General features: G+C 60.8%; 16 protein-coding genes. 6 read left to right on the top strand and 10 right to left on the bottom strand.

Features of this window, described 5'->3' with window-relative positions:
* Positions 1-36: 36 nt before the first annotated feature.
* Positions 37-462 carry a Rossmann-fold NAD(P)-binding domain-containing protein gene (locus tag NKH06_RS02315; RefSeq protein WP_352610931.1) on the bottom strand — a complete coding sequence of 142 codons (426 nt, stop codon included), beginning with the start codon at positions 460-462 and terminating at the stop codon, positions 37-39.
* A gap of 63 nt (positions 463-525) precedes the next feature.
* Between NKH06_RS02315 and NKH06_RS02320 the strand changes: the two genes are divergently transcribed.
* The 3 genes from NKH06_RS02320 to NKH06_RS02330 all read left to right on the top strand — a co-directional run bounded on the left by NKH06_RS02320 (position 526) and on the right by NKH06_RS02330 (position 2,088).
* Positions 526-729: a CsbD family protein gene (locus NKH06_RS02320; protein WP_023809505.1), complete on the top strand. Its 204-nt coding sequence runs from the start codon at positions 526-528 to the stop codon at positions 727-729.
* A 541-nt stretch (positions 730-1,270) separates the two neighbouring features.
* Entirely contained in the window at positions 1,271-1,576 is a 306-nt protein-coding gene (locus tag NKH06_RS02325) for a hypothetical protein (RefSeq protein WP_128303874.1), read from the top strand.
* A gap of 110 nt (positions 1,577-1,686) precedes the next feature.
* Positions 1,687-2,088 carry a c-type cytochrome gene (locus NKH06_RS02330; protein WP_352631297.1) on the top strand — a complete coding sequence of 134 codons (402 nt, stop codon included), beginning with the start codon at positions 1,687-1,689 and terminating at the stop codon, positions 2,086-2,088.
* Here the strand turns inward: NKH06_RS02330 and NKH06_RS02335 are convergent.
* From NKH06_RS02335 to NKH06_RS02370, 8 genes are all read right to left on the bottom strand, one after another.
* On the bottom strand, positions 2,060-3,304 hold the full coding sequence (locus NKH06_RS02335; RefSeq protein WP_352892090.1) for a c-type cytochrome: 1,245 nt from the start codon (positions 3,302-3,304) through the stop codon (positions 2,060-2,062). The two genes, NKH06_RS02330 and NKH06_RS02335, sit on opposite strands and share 29 nt — an antisense overlap.
* Before the next feature lie 236 nt (positions 3,305-3,540).
* Positions 3,541-3,882 (bottom strand): hypothetical protein, encoded by a 342-nt coding sequence (locus NKH06_RS02340; protein ID WP_352892092.1) that lies wholly within the window; start codon positions 3,880-3,882, stop codon positions 3,541-3,543.
* Position 3,883: 1 nt separating this feature from the next.
* A complete protein-coding gene (locus tag NKH06_RS02345) occupies positions 3,884-4,486 on the bottom strand; it encodes a cytochrome c oxidase subunit 3 (RefSeq protein ID WP_023809500.1) in 603 nt (200 codons plus the stop codon).
* Complete coding sequence (gene ctaD, locus NKH06_RS02350; RefSeq protein ID WP_050592652.1) at positions 4,483-6,423, bottom strand: cytochrome c oxidase subunit I; 1,941 nt, start codon at positions 6,421-6,423, stop codon at positions 4,483-4,485. The genes NKH06_RS02345 and ctaD overlap by 4 nt, the downstream gene beginning before the upstream one ends.
* Complete coding sequence (gene coxB, locus NKH06_RS02355; RefSeq protein ID WP_352753475.1) at positions 6,420-7,496, bottom strand: cytochrome c oxidase subunit II; 1,077 nt, start codon at positions 7,494-7,496, stop codon at positions 6,420-6,422. The genes ctaD and coxB overlap by 4 nt, the downstream gene beginning before the upstream one ends.
* Positions 7,497-7,648: 152 nt before the next feature.
* Positions 7,649-8,530, bottom strand: coding sequence for a cytochrome c oxidase assembly protein (locus tag NKH06_RS02360; protein WP_352441946.1), 882 nt, complete (start codon positions 8,528-8,530; stop codon positions 7,649-7,651).
* Between the two features lie 95 nt (positions 8,531-8,625).
* Positions 8,626-10,380 (bottom strand): thiamine pyrophosphate-dependent enzyme, encoded by a 1,755-nt coding sequence (locus NKH06_RS02365; protein ID WP_352892096.1) that lies wholly within the window; start codon positions 10,378-10,380, stop codon positions 8,626-8,628.
* Between the two features lie 106 nt (positions 10,381-10,486).
* A complete protein-coding gene (locus NKH06_RS02370) occupies positions 10,487-11,497 on the bottom strand; it encodes an ATP-dependent DNA ligase (RefSeq protein WP_352892098.1) in 1,011 nt (336 codons plus the stop codon).
* 230 nt (positions 11,498-11,727) lie between these two features.
* On the opposite strand from NKH06_RS02370, the gene NKH06_RS02375 reads away from it, so the two are divergent.
* The 3 genes from NKH06_RS02375 to NKH06_RS02385 all read left to right on the top strand — a co-directional run bounded on the left by NKH06_RS02375 (position 11,728) and on the right by NKH06_RS02385 (position 14,505).
* Complete coding sequence (locus tag NKH06_RS02375) at positions 11,728-12,312, top strand: LysE family translocator (RefSeq protein WP_352892101.1); 585 nt, start codon at positions 11,728-11,730, stop codon at positions 12,310-12,312.
* A gap of 318 nt (positions 12,313-12,630) precedes the next feature.
* On the top strand, positions 12,631-13,923 hold the full coding sequence (locus tag NKH06_RS02380; protein ID WP_128303878.1) for an Nramp family divalent metal transporter: 1,293 nt from the start codon (positions 12,631-12,633) through the stop codon (positions 13,921-13,923).
* A gap of 87 nt (positions 13,924-14,010) precedes the next feature.
* The gene (locus tag NKH06_RS02385; RefSeq protein WP_023809493.1) at positions 14,011-14,505 is read left to right on the top strand and encodes a hypothetical protein; all 495 of its coding nucleotides are present in this window, start codon (positions 14,011-14,013) and stop codon (positions 14,503-14,505) included.
* 72 nt (positions 14,506-14,577) lie between these two features.
* On the opposite strand, the gene katE is transcribed toward NKH06_RS02385, so the two are convergent.
* Positions 14,578-16,689: a catalase gene (gene katE, locus NKH06_RS02390; protein WP_352892103.1), complete on the bottom strand. Its 2,112-nt coding sequence runs from the start codon at positions 16,687-16,689 to the stop codon at positions 14,578-14,580.
* Positions 16,690-16,971 lie beyond the last annotated feature (282 nt).

Consider the following 16,971-nt stretch of genomic DNA (forward strand, 5'->3'; position numbering starts at 1 on the left):
ACGTGTTGATTCTGTAGAAACGTTGACCTTCCGGGCCTACCATCCAGTCTGTGTTCCGACCCCGGGGACATAGCTGACAAAACCTCGAGGGACGCACGGAAACCAGCGGATTGCCGCAACCGCGACGGCGATCCCATAATGGCTCAGGAGTGATTGTTCATCCGCTCGAACAAAGCTTCGCCCATCCGGCGCGTATGGGCCAAAATACCGACAAGCACCTCGTCCTTGTCCGCTTCGAATGCGCAGCGCCTCGGTGGCGAATTCGTCCGGACTGACCATCATACGGTTGGCTGTTCCTCCGCTGCGGGTGCTGCCAACGAGACCGGTATCGACAATTGGCGGAGCCATCTCCACCACCCGAATTCCGCTCGACCTCAATTGATGACGCAGACTGAGCGTAAAGGAATGGATCGCGGCCTGTGAGAGCAAGACAAGCGCCTTGCTGTCGAGTTCCAGGAACATCCGTCGTTGATTTGCGTTTGCTCTCCGAGGTTAGACGTTTTCAAACCGAAGGAGAACGGTGTCATGGACTGGAACCGCGTGGAAGGAAACTGGAAACAGGTGAAAGGCAAGGTCAAGGAGCAGTGGGGTAAACTCACGGATGATGACCTTGACCGCATCGCCGGCAAGCGCGATCAACTCGAAGGCAAGATCCAGGAGCGTTACGGCCTCGAAAAGGACCGTGTGCGGCGCGATATCGATGACTGGTACGGTCGGCAGGGCTGGTAGGCGTGTGAGCCCCGGCTGCGGCCAACTCCAAGACGCGGCCCGGGTGCCAATTCGGCAGGTCCGGGCCATGCAGGCGCCGAGCCTTATCGTCAGTTGAATTTTGCAGCAAGGATTTCGTACTGTGTCAGAAGATATCTCTCGCAAGCAAGAGCAACGGGGGACAAGAAGGATTGTCATGTGGGCGGTCGCAGTTATCGCTGTGCTTTTCCTTGTTCTGCTTGCTACATTCGTGTTCGGCCCGTTGGTGTGATTTTCGTTGCGATGATTGAGCTGTTTCCTGCACGATCCAGGGATGATCGGGCGTTTGAGGGCGCTTGCAGCGGCCACCAGTGAGCGACGATGTGTTTGGCGAGGATATGCGGCTGGCGCTGCTTCCGCGGCCGGACGGCGCAACAAGCGGCGCTTATACCGACTGCCGTCGCGCGGCTAACAGTCTGCGTTAGCCTGAAACCGTTTCACAGGAATTTCGCTGAACACGATTTCGCCGGGAACTATCAGCAAAGGATTGGTTTGGTGGCGGTACACAACCAGGAGATCCACCATGATTGTCAAACTTCTCTCCACCGCTGTGCTCGCGCTCACATTGGCCACATCGGCAATGGCGCAGTCGAACGGTTCAAGCTCCAACAGCGGTTCGGGCACGACGCCCGGAACCACGAATGATGCCAATGGTACCGCCGGTTCCGGTTCCGGTACTTCGACAACCCCCGTTGACCCGAACGCAACAAATTCGACAACCACCCCGAACGGCATGAGCGACCGCTGCAAGGACGCCGCGGGCAATGATACCGACACAAACACCGCCTCCGGCACGACAACGTCGAATGTGCAGAACTGCAACAAATAGATTGGTGCCTCGGAGCGCTGCCGGACATTGCTCCTTTCCCTGGGGCTGCGATCGGGCCGCGTTTTGCGACTGCGATGGCATGCGCGGATGAGCGACAACCCGTCAGGCTGATGCCATCCGCGCTGCCCTGGGTGGCAGGCGTATCCGCGGCAATCGTCATTATTCCGGTAGTTTGCGCCGTCAACTTGGTCCGCGGCGACAATCTCCGGGAAACCACCATTGCACAGGCCATCGGTGGCGACCCTGACCGGGCCGTCCCGGCAATGATCCGCCACGGCTGTGGCGGATGTCACGAAATCCCGGGGGTACCCGGCGCCCATGGCACCGTCGGTCCGTCCCTGCAAGGCGTCGTCGAAAGAGGATATATCGGGGCGTCGCGAGCCACCCCGGATGCGATGATGCGCTGGATCAGCAGGGCGCGGGATGTAGACCCGAAGGCGGCCATGCCCAATACAAATCTGTCGCTTCAAGAGGCGCGCGACATTACCGCCTATCTCTATGCGCGAACATGAGGCGCGCTGAAGTCGCCCCACGGCGCAGGCGTCTTGCCAGCAAAAGCAGCAGGCCAAGCATCAACACGGCGGCGCCCGCTACAAGTGATTGAGCCGCCAGAATCATGATTGTCTGGCTGGTTGTCGTTCCTGCTCGCATCTGGCGTACATCGGCCGCGGTGACGCTGAGGTCGGGATTTCCGAACCGCGCGGTGACGTAATTTGCAAGAGCTGCCACCTGGCCATCGTCCAGCCAGCCGCCGAAGGCCGCCATCGATTGACGCCCGGCCACGTCACCAGCTTTGACGCCTTCAAGGATGGTCATGACGACATCCTCGGGCGTGGCCGCGCCGGGGGTGCTGTTGCGGGTCAAGGACGGATAGTATCCGTCGGGCGATCCGCCTCCGTTCGCCCCATGGCACGTCGAACAGAGCGATCGATAGAGATCATCGCCGGTTGCGGTCCCGCTGCCTTGCGTCATCCCCTCGGTTCCAGCATCGCCGTCGGCCGCGGCGGCGGCCGCGTTACCCCATGAGAAACGCGGCTGCTTCTCGTCTCCCGGTTGGGTGGGCACGTCCCTGAGATAGGCGACAATAGCCTGGATGTCGTCGTCGGAAAGATGCTGCAGGCTGTTCATGACCGTTTCCGCCATCGGCCCGCCCGCGTAGGCCTTCCCGGGCACGGCGCCGGTTTTGAGAAATCGAGACAGCTCTTCGTTGCTCCAGCCGCCGACGCCTGCGATCTTGTCGCTGGTGATGTTGAAGGCGTGCCAGATGCCGGCGGTGCCGCCGGCAAGCTTGTGGTCTTCATCCATGCCGAACGTCGCATTCCTTGGCGTGTGGCAGGCACCGCAGTGGCCGAGCACCTCGACAAGGAAGGCTCCCCTGTTCCATGCGGCGGTCCGGCTCCGATCAGGCGTGAAACTGCCGGTTTGGAGATTCGCGAGCTTCCACAGCGCAACCGTCCAGCGCTGGTTGAATGGAAAAGGCAGAATGTTTCGCGGCCGCGGCTGGGAAATCGGCGGCTGCGCAAGGATATAGGCCCGAATTGCAAGCACGTCCTCGCGGCTCATTGCGGCGAAGCTGTCATAGGGCATGGCGGGGTAGAGATCGGCTCCGTCGCGCCTGATACCTTTCTTGACGGCTCGCACGAACTCGTCCGCGGAATAGCGTCCGATGCCCGTTTCGAGATCTGGTGTGATGTTGGTCGAGTATACATCGCCGAACGGTGTCGGCACGCGATAGCCTCCAGCGAAGGGGCGGCTCGGATTGGACGTGTGGCAGCCGATGCAGTCGGCCGCTCGCGTGAGATATTCACCCCTCTGGATTTCGCTCGCCCGCAGCTCGGTGCAAAGCGCCAACGACGACAAGACGAGTACGACCGCCCGAGAAATGACGGGTGGGAATGGAATGCCCGTGGCAGGCCAAAGCGCGTACCGGCGGTGGATGGCCAATCTCCGCGTCTTTGGCGTCGTCACAGTTCGCACCCGCTGAAGATCAGCCCTGCCACCACTTGCGCCAGCAAGATGAGCGTGAACAGCGCCCCGACGCCCACCGAAGTCCTGGCAAGGAACGCACGCGTGCGCGCCCTCCGGGGCGGGATCGTACCACGTCCGCGGTCATGAACGGCGTGCCACGACAGCAGCGTGCCTGCCAGGGCGACAGCGGCGCCTATCAATGAGAACAAGGCAGTGGGACGAAAGCCGGCATGGCACTGCCAGGATGCAATGGAGTAATCGAGCTGCAGGGCTATTGCCCACGCAACTGGCCCGCTGACCAGGCCTGCCCAGGAAACGCCGGTACGGATCGCCTGCATCTCACATCCTCGGAGCCCAATAAATAACAAGATAGAGCACGACCCATGAGACGACGACGAAGTCCCAGTAGAACGCATTGTCCGAGACGTCGCTGAAGCGGCGGCCCGCCTTGCCTTTTTGCGTGAACATGAGAACCGCCAGGACGATCGTGTCGCCGACATCGGTAAGAAGATGCGTCGTATGCAGTCCAAGCAGGAACCACACGATCGATCCGTAAGCGTTCTGATCCCAGGAAATCCGCAGAGCCGGAAATTCCCAGATGCGAACGATCAGCGGAAGAATCCCGACGATCGACATGACGACCATGCCAAGGCGAACTTTCGCGAGGTCCTGGCGACGCGCCCAAAACTCGATCAGGTGGTTGGGCACGACGCTCGCAACCAGAATAATCAACGCTGCCGTGCCCGGCAGCAAATCTGGCGCCGGGGCTCCGATGGGCCAATGCCGGGCCAGCACAGCCAGATAGAAGTAGGTGCCTATCGCCAAGGCAAAACCTGTTGCCTCGAGAGCAATGAAGGCAAGGGTTCCCCACCACATCGGGCTCGCCGACCCGAAATCATATGTGGGCAGGTGGCTGACGTCGGCGACGGGACGGTGCCTCATTCCTCGTCCTCCGGCTCGCCTTTCGGCCAGAACCAACAGATGAAGCCGATCGAAACCGGGATCGCTCCCCAGACCACCGCCCATGGCGTGTATATCGAACCGAGAAATGCGCCGCCCACCGCAATGGCCGACAGCAGCGGCCAGATCGAGTTGTCAGCCGATGGCACCCTTAGTTGCGGCACCGCATCGGCGACCGTGCCGGCGAGCACCTCGCGTGCGTCGACACGCAGACCCTCGACCACGGGAAGCGTATCGGGCTCGGCCCAAAGCGGTTCGCGGTGAGTTACCACGGGCAGCCGCGAAAAATCGTAGGAGGGCGGCGGCGACGTCGTCGCCCATTCGAGCGTGCTCGCGCCCCAGGGATTGTCTCCGGCAATGCGGCCGTTGCGAAGGCTGAGCAGGAGGTTCAGGAAGAAAAGCGCAAAGCCGGCGAACACCACCAGTGAAGAGAGGCTGATGAGGAGGTTCATCTCGCCCCAGCCGCTCGCCGGCGGATACGTATAAACGCGGCGCGGCATGCCTTGCAGACCGAGAATATGCATGGGGAAGAAGGTGAGATTGAACCCGAGGAAGACGAGCCAGAAATTCCAGCGGCCGAGCCTCTCCGACAGCATGCGTCCGGTGATCTTGGGAAACCAGTAATAAACGGCGCCGAGCAGGGGGAAGACGGCGCCCCCGACCAGCACATAGTGGAAATGGGCAACCACGAAATAGGTGTCGTGCACCTGCAGGTCGAGCGGCACCGAGGCGACCATGACCCCGGTCAGGCCGCCGATCACAAAGGTGAAGATGAAGCCGAGCACGAAAAGCATGGGCGTGGCGAAGATCGGCCGGCCGCCCCAGATCGTCGCAATCCAGCAGAAGATCTGAATGCCGCTCGGAATGGCGATCATCATCGAGGAAGCGGTAAAGAAGCTTTCGCCGAGCTGCGGCAGGCCGGTAGCGAACATGTGGTGCACCCACAGGCCGAAGGAAAGAAAACCGATCGAGATCAACGACAGGACGATGCCGAGATAGCCGAAGATCGGGCGGCGAACGAAGGTCGGCAGGATCGCGGAGACGAAGCCGGTCGCCGGAATGAAGATTATGTAGACCTCGGGATGGCCGAAGAACCAGAACAGATGCTGCCACAGCAGTGCATCGCCGCCTGCTGCGGGATCGAAAAATTTCGTGCCGACCAGGCGGTCCAGGATCAGCATTGTACTCGAGACCATCACGGCCGGCATGGCGAACAGGATGACGAAAGCCGTAACGAGGACGGACCAGACATAGAGCGGGATGCGGTCGAGCGACATGCCGGGAGCACGTTGTTTGAACACTGTCGCGATGATCTCGACCGCTACCGCGAGCGCGGACACTTCAGTGTAGGTCACCATCTGCGCCCAAAAATCGGGGCGCTTGCCGATGCCATATTCGGGTCCGGCGAGCGGTACGTAGGAAAACCAGCCGGCATCCGCACCGGTTTCGAAGGCAAAGGCGATCCAGATCATCAGCCCGCCGGAAAGATAGACCCAGTAGCTGAATGCATTGAGCCGCGGAAAGGCGACATTGCGAGTGCCGATCATCAGCGGCACCAGGTAAATGGCGAAAGCTTCCATCACCGGCACGGCGAACAGAAACATCATCGTCGTGCCATGCATGGTGAACAGCTGGTTGTAGAGATCGGGGCCGATGTGGCCGGCCTCAGGCTGGGCAAGCTGGAAACGCATGGCGAGCGCTGATAGACCCGCAAGGATGAGAAACAGGAAAGCCGTCACGATATAGCGCCGTCCGATCAGCTTGTGATCGACCGTGACCAGCCAGCCGTAGAAGCCTTTCGGCGTTCGCCAGGCATGCGCCAGAAAAGCGCGCAGTCTCACCTCTTCGAGGCCGGTGTCACGGATGCCTTTCAAGCCCTGCTCGGTATGCTCGGCCGGCTTTCCCGCAATGCCGCTCATTCGAGGCTTCCGAGATAGGTGACGACCGCGTTGAGATCGTCGGCGCTAAGGGCAATGCGCGGCATCTTGGCGCCAGGCTTTATCGACTGTGGATCGGCAATCCAGGCGGCGAGTGCGCCAGGGGTCATGGCCAGCGTATCCGCGGCCAGTGCACGTCGGCTGGCGAGATGGGTAAGATCAGGTCCGACCGTTCCGCTGGCAGGCGTGCCTCTTATCGTATGGCAGAGCGCACAGCCGGTGGAAAGAAATGCCTGTTGGCCGCGGCGTTCTTCCTCGCCGCCAGGCGCCGATGCGACGGCGTTTTGCCTGGATTGCCATGCTTCGAACGCTTCGCGGCTTTCCGCGATGACGGTGATGGCCATATGGGCGTGCTGATAGCCGCAGAATTCGGCACACTGGCCACGATAGATGCCGGGCTTATCGGCGATGAGGGTAAGCTGGCTTAGCCGGCCCGGAATGAGATCGCGCTTACCGGCAAGGTTCGGCACCCAGAAGCTATGAATGACATCGAGCGAATCGAGTTCGACCTTGACCGGTTCGCCAACCGGGACATGGATTTCATTTGCCGTGACGATCGATTGCGAGGGATCATTACCGGCATACCGGACCTCCCACCACCATTGGTGCCCCGTGATCCGCACGGCAAGCGTTTCCGTTCCGCTCAGCGAAGCAATGGATTTGCCGGCGAAAAAACTCGCTATCGTCATCATGACGAGCACCAGAACGGTCAACGCAATGGCGCTGCCGACAGCGCGGGTAAATCGGCGCTCCTGATGTGAATCGATCTCGAGCGGCGAGCGCGTTGTCTCGGACAGGCGGCGATGCAAAAGCGCTGCCGCCAAGACCAGCATGACAAGCAGCCACGTGGCCACCGCGACTGCGCTGAAAGACCAGATCAGATCAAGGATTCTCCGGGCGTTCGCACCGTGTGCATGGAGGGCCGACTGCCGATCGCCGCATCCTGCCAATACCAACATCGGCGCTGCGCTGACCCACCTCAAACGCTGTTGCGCGGCCTTTCCCGGAACAATGTCAGTCAGGATTTGCGTTGGACATGTAAAGGCAAGCGACATTCGCGGTCGTGTCCGCCTGCGAGAGCCGGCCAACGGACTCATGCACCTCGCCATGAAGGATCCACCATCGTTGCCAAGGCCATAACGCAGCTGACTGAAAAAGGATGCTTGGCAACACCGCCCCGGCGAAAACCGACGTGAAGCGGTGCGGGTTAGACGATGCGCAACTCCTGGGGAGCCTGATGCCGCCGACTGCTCGTTTGAATCCAGAAAGCGACCAAGAGCAGTGCGGCTCCGCCATAGATCAGGCCAGCGGGAATCCACATGATCAAGCCTGCAAGTTGCTGGTCCTCGAGCGGGCTGAGCCCCCACAGATCCGAGCCGACGGCGTTGGCCGGATACCACAGCTTTGGCGAGACAACGAGCAAAGCCCCGAGCAGCCCGGTGTGGAGCGAGGTGAAGAAGAGATGCATCACCGCATTGCCGCGAGCGTGCTCGCGGCCAGGGCGAGGCAGCAGCACCCACCAGAACAAAAGCCCGGTGCCGAGGAAGCTCGCGTGCTGGGCATAGTGCAGGAAACCCTGCTGGAGGGCAGCCTCGAACAGCGCCGGGAGATGCCAAATCCATATCGCGGCTCCGTGCAGGACGGTCGCGACCACAGGGCGGCTGATGAACGCCCAGATCGCCCGAAGCGTATTTGCATGTCCGGCCGCTCCGAATATCTGGCGCAGTTGTACCGGCAGTGCCCACATCATCGCCGCTGTCGGGCGGGAGGTAACCAGCAGAGGCGCTGCGACCACCATCAGCAATTCATGCTCGATCATGTGCGCCGCAAACACATGTTCGCCCAACGCATGGATCGGGCTTACAAGGGCGAACGCCAGGACGGCCCAGCCGGCAGCAAACTGGAAGGCCTGCCGTGATCGCAAGCGACGTCCGCGTCCGCTCCGTCGCCACAGTCGGTTGGCGCCGGCAACATACAGCAAAAGGATTGCCGCCAGTGGCAATGTGATGGGGAGCGCCAGAGTCCAACCGGCCTGCGGAGCGCCGTTACCGTAGCAGATGGAGGTCGAAAAAAGCGCGTCGAAGCTCATGATCCGCATCCGTCACCCGGAAGAGCACCGGTTCATCTGGAAAGATCCAGAATGAAGCCAAGGAGGCGCGCTGTTCCCACCTCCTTGCGCCGCCTCTAGGCGTCCATCGTCGATTTCGCCGGCTCCCGGGCGATATTTTCTTCTATGCGTTCGTGTCCCGGTGTTCGCGGCAGGGCCTGGCGGAAGTTCTTGGCATAGTCTGCCGGCATTTTGGGCGGCATCAGCGGCTCATAGGCATCGACCAGCGCTTCGATCACGACAGGGCCTTCCGTGGCGAAAGCCTGGTCGAGAACCGTCTCGATCTGATCGGTCCGCTCGATGCGAAAACCCTTGGCGCCCATTGCTTCCGCCGCCATGGCAAAATCGATCGGCTGCAATTCGCAGCCGAATTGCGGATTCCCCAGAAACATCATCTGCTCCCAGGCGATCTGATTGAGCATGTTGTTCTTGATCACCAGAACCTTCAGCGGGATCTTGTAGCGCACCGCCGTCGAGAATTCGCCGAGCTGCATGGCAAAGCCGCCATCGCCGACGATGGCGGCAATCGGGCGACCGGGGAATGCTATGCCGGCAGCGATGGCGTAGGCGAGACCGCAAGCCATCGACGCCAGCGATCCGGACACCCCAAATGCCTGGCCGCTGCGAAGATCGACATGGCGGGCGGCCAGTTCCGTGTTCTGACCGGAATCCGTGGCCAGCACCGTGTCGTCGGCCAACCGTTGTCCGAACGCCCGGGCAATCGCCTGTGGCTTCAAGGGTTGCGCCTGCATGTCTTCCGACTGCCGCATCATCTCGCGCCATTTTCTCATGGTCTCTTGGGAACGGTGCAGGAACTCATCGGAGGGCTTCTGCGTCAGACGTTGGTTGAGCGCGCGCAATGTCTCGGCCGCGTCGCCGACAAGGCCGGCTTCGACTGGAAAGCGCAAGCCGATCCGCTGCGCATCGCAGTCGATCTGGACGCCACGGGCCTGCCCGGGCTGCGGGTAGTATTCGATATAGGGAAAGGTCGAACCGACAATCAGCACCGCGTCACAGCTCTCCATCGCCTCTTGCGAAGCCAGGGTTCCAAGAATGCCGATCCCGCCGGTGGTGTAGGGATGGTCGTCCGGCAGCACCGCCTTGCCCAGCAAGGCCTTCGCGACAGGCGCCTGCAGCAGGCGCGCCGTGTGTTCGAGTTCGGCGGCCGCGCCGATGGCGCCGCGTCCGGCCAGGATCGCAACCCGCGAAGCGTCATTGAGAATGTCGGCGGCTTTGTCGAGCTCAACGTCCAGCGGTACGCTGTGAGCGGCGAACATATCCTGCGGCGTGTGCGCCGGGCGATTGCGCTTGGAGCGCTTCGACGGATCGCGCTCCTGCTCCTGGATGTCGCTGGCAATCGAAAGATGTGCGACGCCCTTGCGCGCCAGCGCGGTTCGGCAGGCAAGGCTGGCGACGTTTTCCATATGCGCGGCATCGGCAACATGGGCGTTATAAACGGAGACATCATTGAACACGCGCGTCAGATCGACATCCTGTTGCGTGAACGTCTCGATCAGATCGTGGAACTGCATGCCCGTAATCGCCAGCACCGGAGCCTGGTCGAGCTTGGCGTCATAGAGGCCGGTCAGAAGATGTGTTCCGCCGGGACCGGACGTCGCAAGGCACACGCCCAGCTTACCTGTCCACTTGGCATACGCACATGCCATGAAGGCAGCCGATTCTTCATGCCGGACCTGAACGAAGGCAATCTTGTCGCGCCGCGTCCGCAACGCTTCCATGACGCCGTTTATGCCGTCTCCCGGCAAGCCGAACACCACCTCCACGTCCCAGGCGACGAGCGTATCGATGAGAATTTCTGCTGCATTTGGCATGTCAGGGTAGCTCCGGCGGATGGTGTCCGAACCGGTGAATCCCGAGTTGGTTCCTTCGTCACAATAAATCGTGACAGGTTTCTGGAAGCGATCTCCCCGGAGCGGTCTATTCGATCTGCTCGAACGTGCATTGCCGTGGCGCCTTGTCGGGGCGCCAGCGCAGCAGTTTGGTGCCGTGGCGAAACCGATTGCCGGTAACGTGGTCGAAGCGGACCTCCACCACCAGTTCAGGTTCCAGGGGTTCCCATTGTCCGCTGCGCTCCGTGCTCCAGCGGCTCGGGCCGCCGGGCGCCTTGCCGGTGAATCCGGGCTCTGACCGCAGCCCTTCCAGCCGGCGCGTGAGCGCTCCTCTGTCGGTCCTGGCGATGGTCGACGTGAAGCCGACGTGATCGAGCTTGCCGTCGTCATTGTAGAGGCCGAGGAGCAGCGAGCCGACCTCACGACTGTCCGCGAGATAGCGGAAACCGCCGACAACGCAATCGGCGGTGCGCCTCGGCTTTACCTTCACCATCGCACGTTCGCCGCACAGATAATGCTCATCGAGCACTTTGGCCACGATGCCGTCGGTCGATGCATGGCCAGCGCCGTTTAGCCATCGAGCCGCCGTGGCTGCATCATAAGCGCACTTCGACAGGCGAAGATCTGGACTGTTCGAGGAGGTCACGAAGTCCTCGATCGCTCGCCGCCTTTCCACAAGTGGCTTGCCCGTGATGACCTCGCCGCCCGGCCTGGCAAGCATGTCGAAGAGGATCAGACTGGCAGGCGTCTGCGAACTCAGTTTGCGGATTCTGCTTTGTGCTGGGTGAAGGCGCATCTGCAGCGCTTCGAAGGAAAGCTCACCGTCAACCTCAATGACAATCTCGCCGTCGATGACGAAGTGCCCGCGCTTGAGGTCACGCAAAATCTCCGTGATTTCTGGAAAATAGCGGCCGAGCGGCTTGCCGGATTTGGCGCGCAGGTCAACGGCGTTGTCGCTCTTGAAAGCCAGGCAGCGAAATCCGTCCCATTTGGGCTCGTACTGCCAGCGGTTCCCGTCCCTGGGGATTTCATCGGCAAGCCTGGCCTCCATCGGAGGAGTGTCCAGCGGGAGCGGGAAGGCGTTTATCGGTTCATGCACGGGTCAGGCCTCCAAAACCGGTTTAGGAACGGCTTCGGCTTTTCAACCTCCAGGACTGGCACCGTGTTCCATCTGACGGTTCTGCCTGGTTCTTCGCGATGGGACATTTTCGTTTGCCGCGGAACCCGGAGGACGGCTGGCCGCTTTGATGTCATCGGCAACGCGAGCGGAGATGTCCCATCGATCCCTCATTGTGGATAGCTTTTGTCGGAACCGTCATTCTGATACAGATGCCGCCAGGCCCCGACAGCATGCTGGTGATGGCACGCGGCATCGGACAGGGGCGCGGCGTGGCGCTGTTCACGGTGCTCGGCATGACGCTGGGCGCCGGACTGGTGCAGCTTCCGCTGATTGCATTTGGCCTGTCCTCGCTTGTCCACGCCTCGCCCCTGGCGTTCAATCTGCTTCGATGGGCCGGGGCGGCCTACATCGTCTGGCTGGGTGTCCGGCTGCTGCTTTCATCCTCGGCAACCATTCCCACGGGTGACCTCAAGGCCCTGCGGCCGCTCGCCGCCGCCCGGGAAGGAATGATCGCCAATCTGAGCAATCCCTGGCCTTTGATGTTCATGGTTGCGTTCCTGCCGCAATTTGTCGATCCGCATGGGGGCTCCGTCACGTTGCAGCTGGTGCTGCTTGGCGCAACACAGAAGATAACCGGTGTGCTGGTGCTGGGAGCCTACGCCTTGGCATCGGGCGCGGCCGGCGCATGGGTCATGCGGCACCCTCGCGCAAGGCTTTGGCAGCAGCGGCTCGCCGGCTGTCTCATCATCGGCCTCGGCGTGCGGATGGTGATCGGCGGCGGTACGAGCCGCTGACGAAGCGGATGAACAGCCGGGCCCCACACTCGACTTTGGCGCCGCTGGACATTCTTTCAAAGAAGTCGCCTGAATGACAGGCTTCGAGACAAGCATTCTCTTCTTCAGGGGACGGAGCATTCGCTTGGATGTTCGGCTCCGCCGAAAGAACCCGCATGGGATGAAACGCCGTCGCGGGCCGGGACTGTGTCCAGGAACAAAAAGCCTGACCAGAGGTTCGAACTTGATCTCAATGCAGCTTGAAACGGCTGCTTCATCGGCATCCGATTGGAATGTTCGTCATGATTTCTTGCGTGGCCCCGGTAAAGACGCGCTTCAATGAACAAGCCACCTGAAGAGGGCCAAAGGGCAAGCGAGCAAAAAAAAGGTGGCGTCGTTCGGGCTCTCGGGCTTGGTTTGATCACCGGCGCGGCCGATGACGACTGCTCGGCCATCGGTACCTACGCGAGCGCCGGAGCCCGGTTCGGCCCCGACCTGCTGTGGACGGCACCTGTCACGCTGCCGATGATGTATCTCGTCGTCTACCTTTCATCCAAACTTGGCCAGGTTTCGGGTCGCGGGCTCTTCAAGGTCATATCGGACTTCTATCCGCGTTGGCTGCTATGGTCTGTGCTGGTGGGCGTACTGATTGGCAACACGATCGAGGCAGCCGCCGACCTTGGCGCCATGTCGGCGGCCATCGTGCTGTTCGTTCCTCTGCCTGCTCCCTTGGTCGTCATTGTCGTTGCGGTCGTCATTTTTGCCCTGCAGGTGTTCGGATCGTATAAATTGATCCGAAATGTGTTCCGGTGGCTGGCTCTGGCTCTGCTTGCCTATGTGGTCTCCGCGGTGCTTGCCAAACCGGATGCCGCCTCCGTTCTGCGTGGCACGCTATTGCCAAAAATCGAGTTCAGCCGCGAATACCTGTCCATCCTCGTCGCCATCGTCGGGACCACGCTCTCCGCATACCTTTACACGTGGCAGTCCAATCAGGAGGTGGAGGAGGAGATCGCCAAGGGTCGAACGAGCCTCGAAGAGCGCAAAGGCGCCACCGAGGGCGAGCTGCGCCGATCCCGCCGCGATATCCTAATCGGCATGACGTTTTCCAATCTGATCATGTATTTCATCATCCTTTCGACAGGGTCGACGCTCTACAAGGCCGGGCAGACGCAGATCGAGACAGCGGCACAGGCGGCCGAAGCGCTGCGGCCGCTTGCCGGCGACGCTGCCGGCATTCTCTTTGCGGCCGGTATAATTGGCGTCGGCTTTCTGGCCGTGCCGATCATGACCGCTGGCGCCGCTTTCGATTTCGCTCAGGCGATGGGATGGAAGAATAGCTTGCATGCCAAACCCCGGCAGGCTCCCAAATTCTACATCGTGATCGGGGTCATAACGCTGGTGGCGGTGGGCCTCAATTTCTTCGGCTTCAACCCGATGAAAGCTCTGGTCTGGTCCGGCATCGTGCAAGGATTTTCAACGCCGCCGCTGCTGCTTCTCCTTCTCATCATGACCAACAACCGCAAGATCATGGGTGACAAGGTCAACAGCACAAGCACGAACATCCTGGGTGGGGTGACGATCCTGGCGATTCTTGCGGCGTCGGCGGGGTTGGTAGCAAGCTGGTTCCTGTAGCTCGCCGGGTGGGAAGGATGTTCAGGCATGGTGGAACATCGGCGGTCAAATGTCGTTGAGACGTTTGTGGGAGAAATGAGGTTGTCCATGTCAAAGTTGCAGGCCGCCACTCCGGATCGTTTAAGGCAACTCAGGCTTGAAGCTTCAGCACATTTCGCTCCGTTGATGCTGAACGAGGCCTTGTTGCGCCTTTCCCATGCCTGCGGAGCCGACAGCCTCGACCGCTTCGAGAAAGCCATGGTTGATCAAATCGAGGCAGCAAAGGACGATCGGGCCGATTTCGAATCGATCAAGGAATTCGCGATCGAGCAGCTTTACGCCCTGGTCCGGAACGCCAACGATTCGCCAAAAAAGAAACAGGCACTTGAGAAGATAGACACGCGCAGAACGCCCGGCCGTTCCGAAGAACCACAGACGCTCGAGGACCAACTGCAGGCGGGGTTGGAGGATTCCTTTCCGGCGAGCGATCCACCCTCGGTGGTGTCCACGACCATTTCAGGCGGAGCAAAGAAGCTGGTCGGGACCGACGAGGTCCTGGAAAAGCAGCGGCAACAAGCGTCCAGCAAGGAAGGCCGCTCGTAGATTGCGGTGCCGGCTGGTTTGGCGGCAACCAAGGCTTGCGGACACGCCAACGGAACAGCTGGCGCCATCGCATCAAAGCTTGACAGCCGCCTCCCGCGCCCAGAGCCGCAGTTTGCGGCATGACTGCACAAACGCAGTTACCGAAGCTGCGGAATCCAGCCGCGTCAGCCCCTCGTCGGCATCGGGAGCGACGCCTGCTTTGATCAGGAGCGGCTCGGCCCCTGTGGTGAAGCCGATGAACTTGCAATGCGCAAACGCATCAGACACGAAATCCTTCGCAGCGGCCTCCTTGACCAGCAGCTCGGCGCCCGCCTCGGAGAGGAGCAGCACCACCGCGTCGAACAATACGGATGGACCACCGTCGATCATGTGCCTTGCCTCGATGTGAGTACCGTCGGCGGCTTCGACGCCGCCCACCTTGGGCGCAATCACCTCCATCACCGCGCCTTCCGCTTCGATGGCGGAACGAAGTTCCTCGAACAGCGCGACATCGGCTCCATCGCTGAGCATGACACCGACTTTGCGGCCTTCGAAACTGTCGGGCCCGTTTTGGATGATGCTGAGCGCCGGCGACGGCGGCAAGTCGTCGCGCGGCGGAACGGCGGCTTCGGCAGGTTCGGGCATGTCACGGATGCCGAGCTTGTCGGCTACGGTGGTCGCCAGCGTTTCATCGATGTTCAACAAATGCGAAACCATCCGCTCGCGGATCGCCGGTGCCTGGACCTTGCTCAGTTCAAAGGTCAGCGCCATCGCGATGTGACGCTGCTCCGGTGGTGTCTGGCTGTTGAAGAATTGCCGGGCCTGGCTGTAGTGATCGGCGAAGCTCTCCGCGCGCAGACGTACTTTCTGCCCTTCTTCGGCATCGGCGAAAGAACGGAAGCCACGCTGCGGATCCTCGCGCGGTCCCAGTCCCCATGAGTTCGGCTCATAATTGGCGCGACCGGCCGGATTGCGCATGGCCATGTGCCCGTCCTGTTGAAAATGGGCGAACGGGCACTTCGGCGCATTGATCGGCAGATGGGTAAAGTTCGGGCTGCCCAGCCGTTTCAATTGGGTATCGAGATAAGAGAAGTTGCGGCCTTGCAGAAGCGGATCGTTGGAGAAATCGATTCCGGGCGGCACATTCTGCGTCATGAACGCAACCTGCTCGGTCTCGGCGAAGAAATTATCCGGCATCCTGTCGAGCACCAGCCGACCGACCGGAATTGGTTCGAGGACCTCTTCGGGAATGATCTTCGTTGCATCCAGGATATCGAAGTCGAAACTGTCGGCAAACGCCTGATCGAACAGTTGCATCGTCAACTCCCATTCCGGGAAATTGCCGGCCTGTATGGCGTCCCACAGATCGCGGCGATGAAAGTCGGGATCGGCGCCGTTGATCTTGACCGCCTCGTTCCAGACCACCGATTGCATGCCGAGCTTGGGTTTCCAGATGAACTTGACGAAGGTGGATTCGTCCTTCGCGTTGACCAGGCGGAACGTGTGCACACCAAAGCCTTGCATGAAGCGGAAGGAACGCGGGATCGCGCGATCCGACATGATCCACATCACCATGTGCATCGATTCCGGCATCAGGCTGATGAAGTCCCAGAAATTGTCGTGCGCCGTCTGTGCCTGCGGAAAGGCGCGGTCGGGCTCCTGTTTGGCGGCGTGGATCAGATCGGGAAACTTGATGGCGTCCTGGATGAAGAAGACCGGGATGTTGTTGCCGACCAGGTCCCAATTGCCTTCCTTGGTGTAGAGCTTGACCGCGAAGCCGCGCACGTCGCGGGCGAGATCGAACGAGCCCTTGTTGCCGGCAACCGTCGAGAAACGAACGAATGCCGGCGTCTTTTCACCAACTCGCTGGAAAATGTCGGCACGTGTGTATTTGGCAAGTGACTCGTAGGTCTCGAAAAAACCATGCGCACCGTAGCCGCGGGCATGAACGACCCTTTCCGGGATGCGTTCGTGGTCGAAGTGGAAAATCTTCTCGCGAAAGTGAAAGTCCTCGATCAGCGACGGTCCGCGCTCACCGATCCGCAATGTGTTTTGGTCGTCGGAGACAGGCGTTCCGAGCGCCGTCGTAAGGGCAGGCGTTTCATCCCCCGCGATCTGGTGCAACTCGCCGCCATTTCCGCGCGCGCTATTCTGATCCAGTCCACTTGCCGATTGGCGAGCGGAGGGGCGAGCGGATTTGGCCATGACAGGTCCTCGATCGATACCGGAAGGTTGAAGTGGTCAAGCCATCAAACTGCCGGTGAGCGGCTTTGTTCCCGTAAAAAATGGACGCTGTGGAGACACCGCTGTCGGAGGAGCCGTGACTGCTGCGGCGATGGTGCGCGCCGATCGGATGACAGATATCTCCGCCTGCGCAGAATTTATGAAGAGTTGTCTCCAGCACGAGGAACGAACCAAACTTCCATGCATTTAGCTGGGGCTGCGTTCACACACTCTTTCTTCTGGGAGCTGGACCATTGTCATCCG

It is taken from the genome of Mesorhizobium sp. M1342 (assembly GCF_040317955.1).
In the GTDB taxonomy this organism is placed as follows: domain Bacteria; phylum Pseudomonadota; class Alphaproteobacteria; order Rhizobiales; family Rhizobiaceae; genus Mesorhizobium.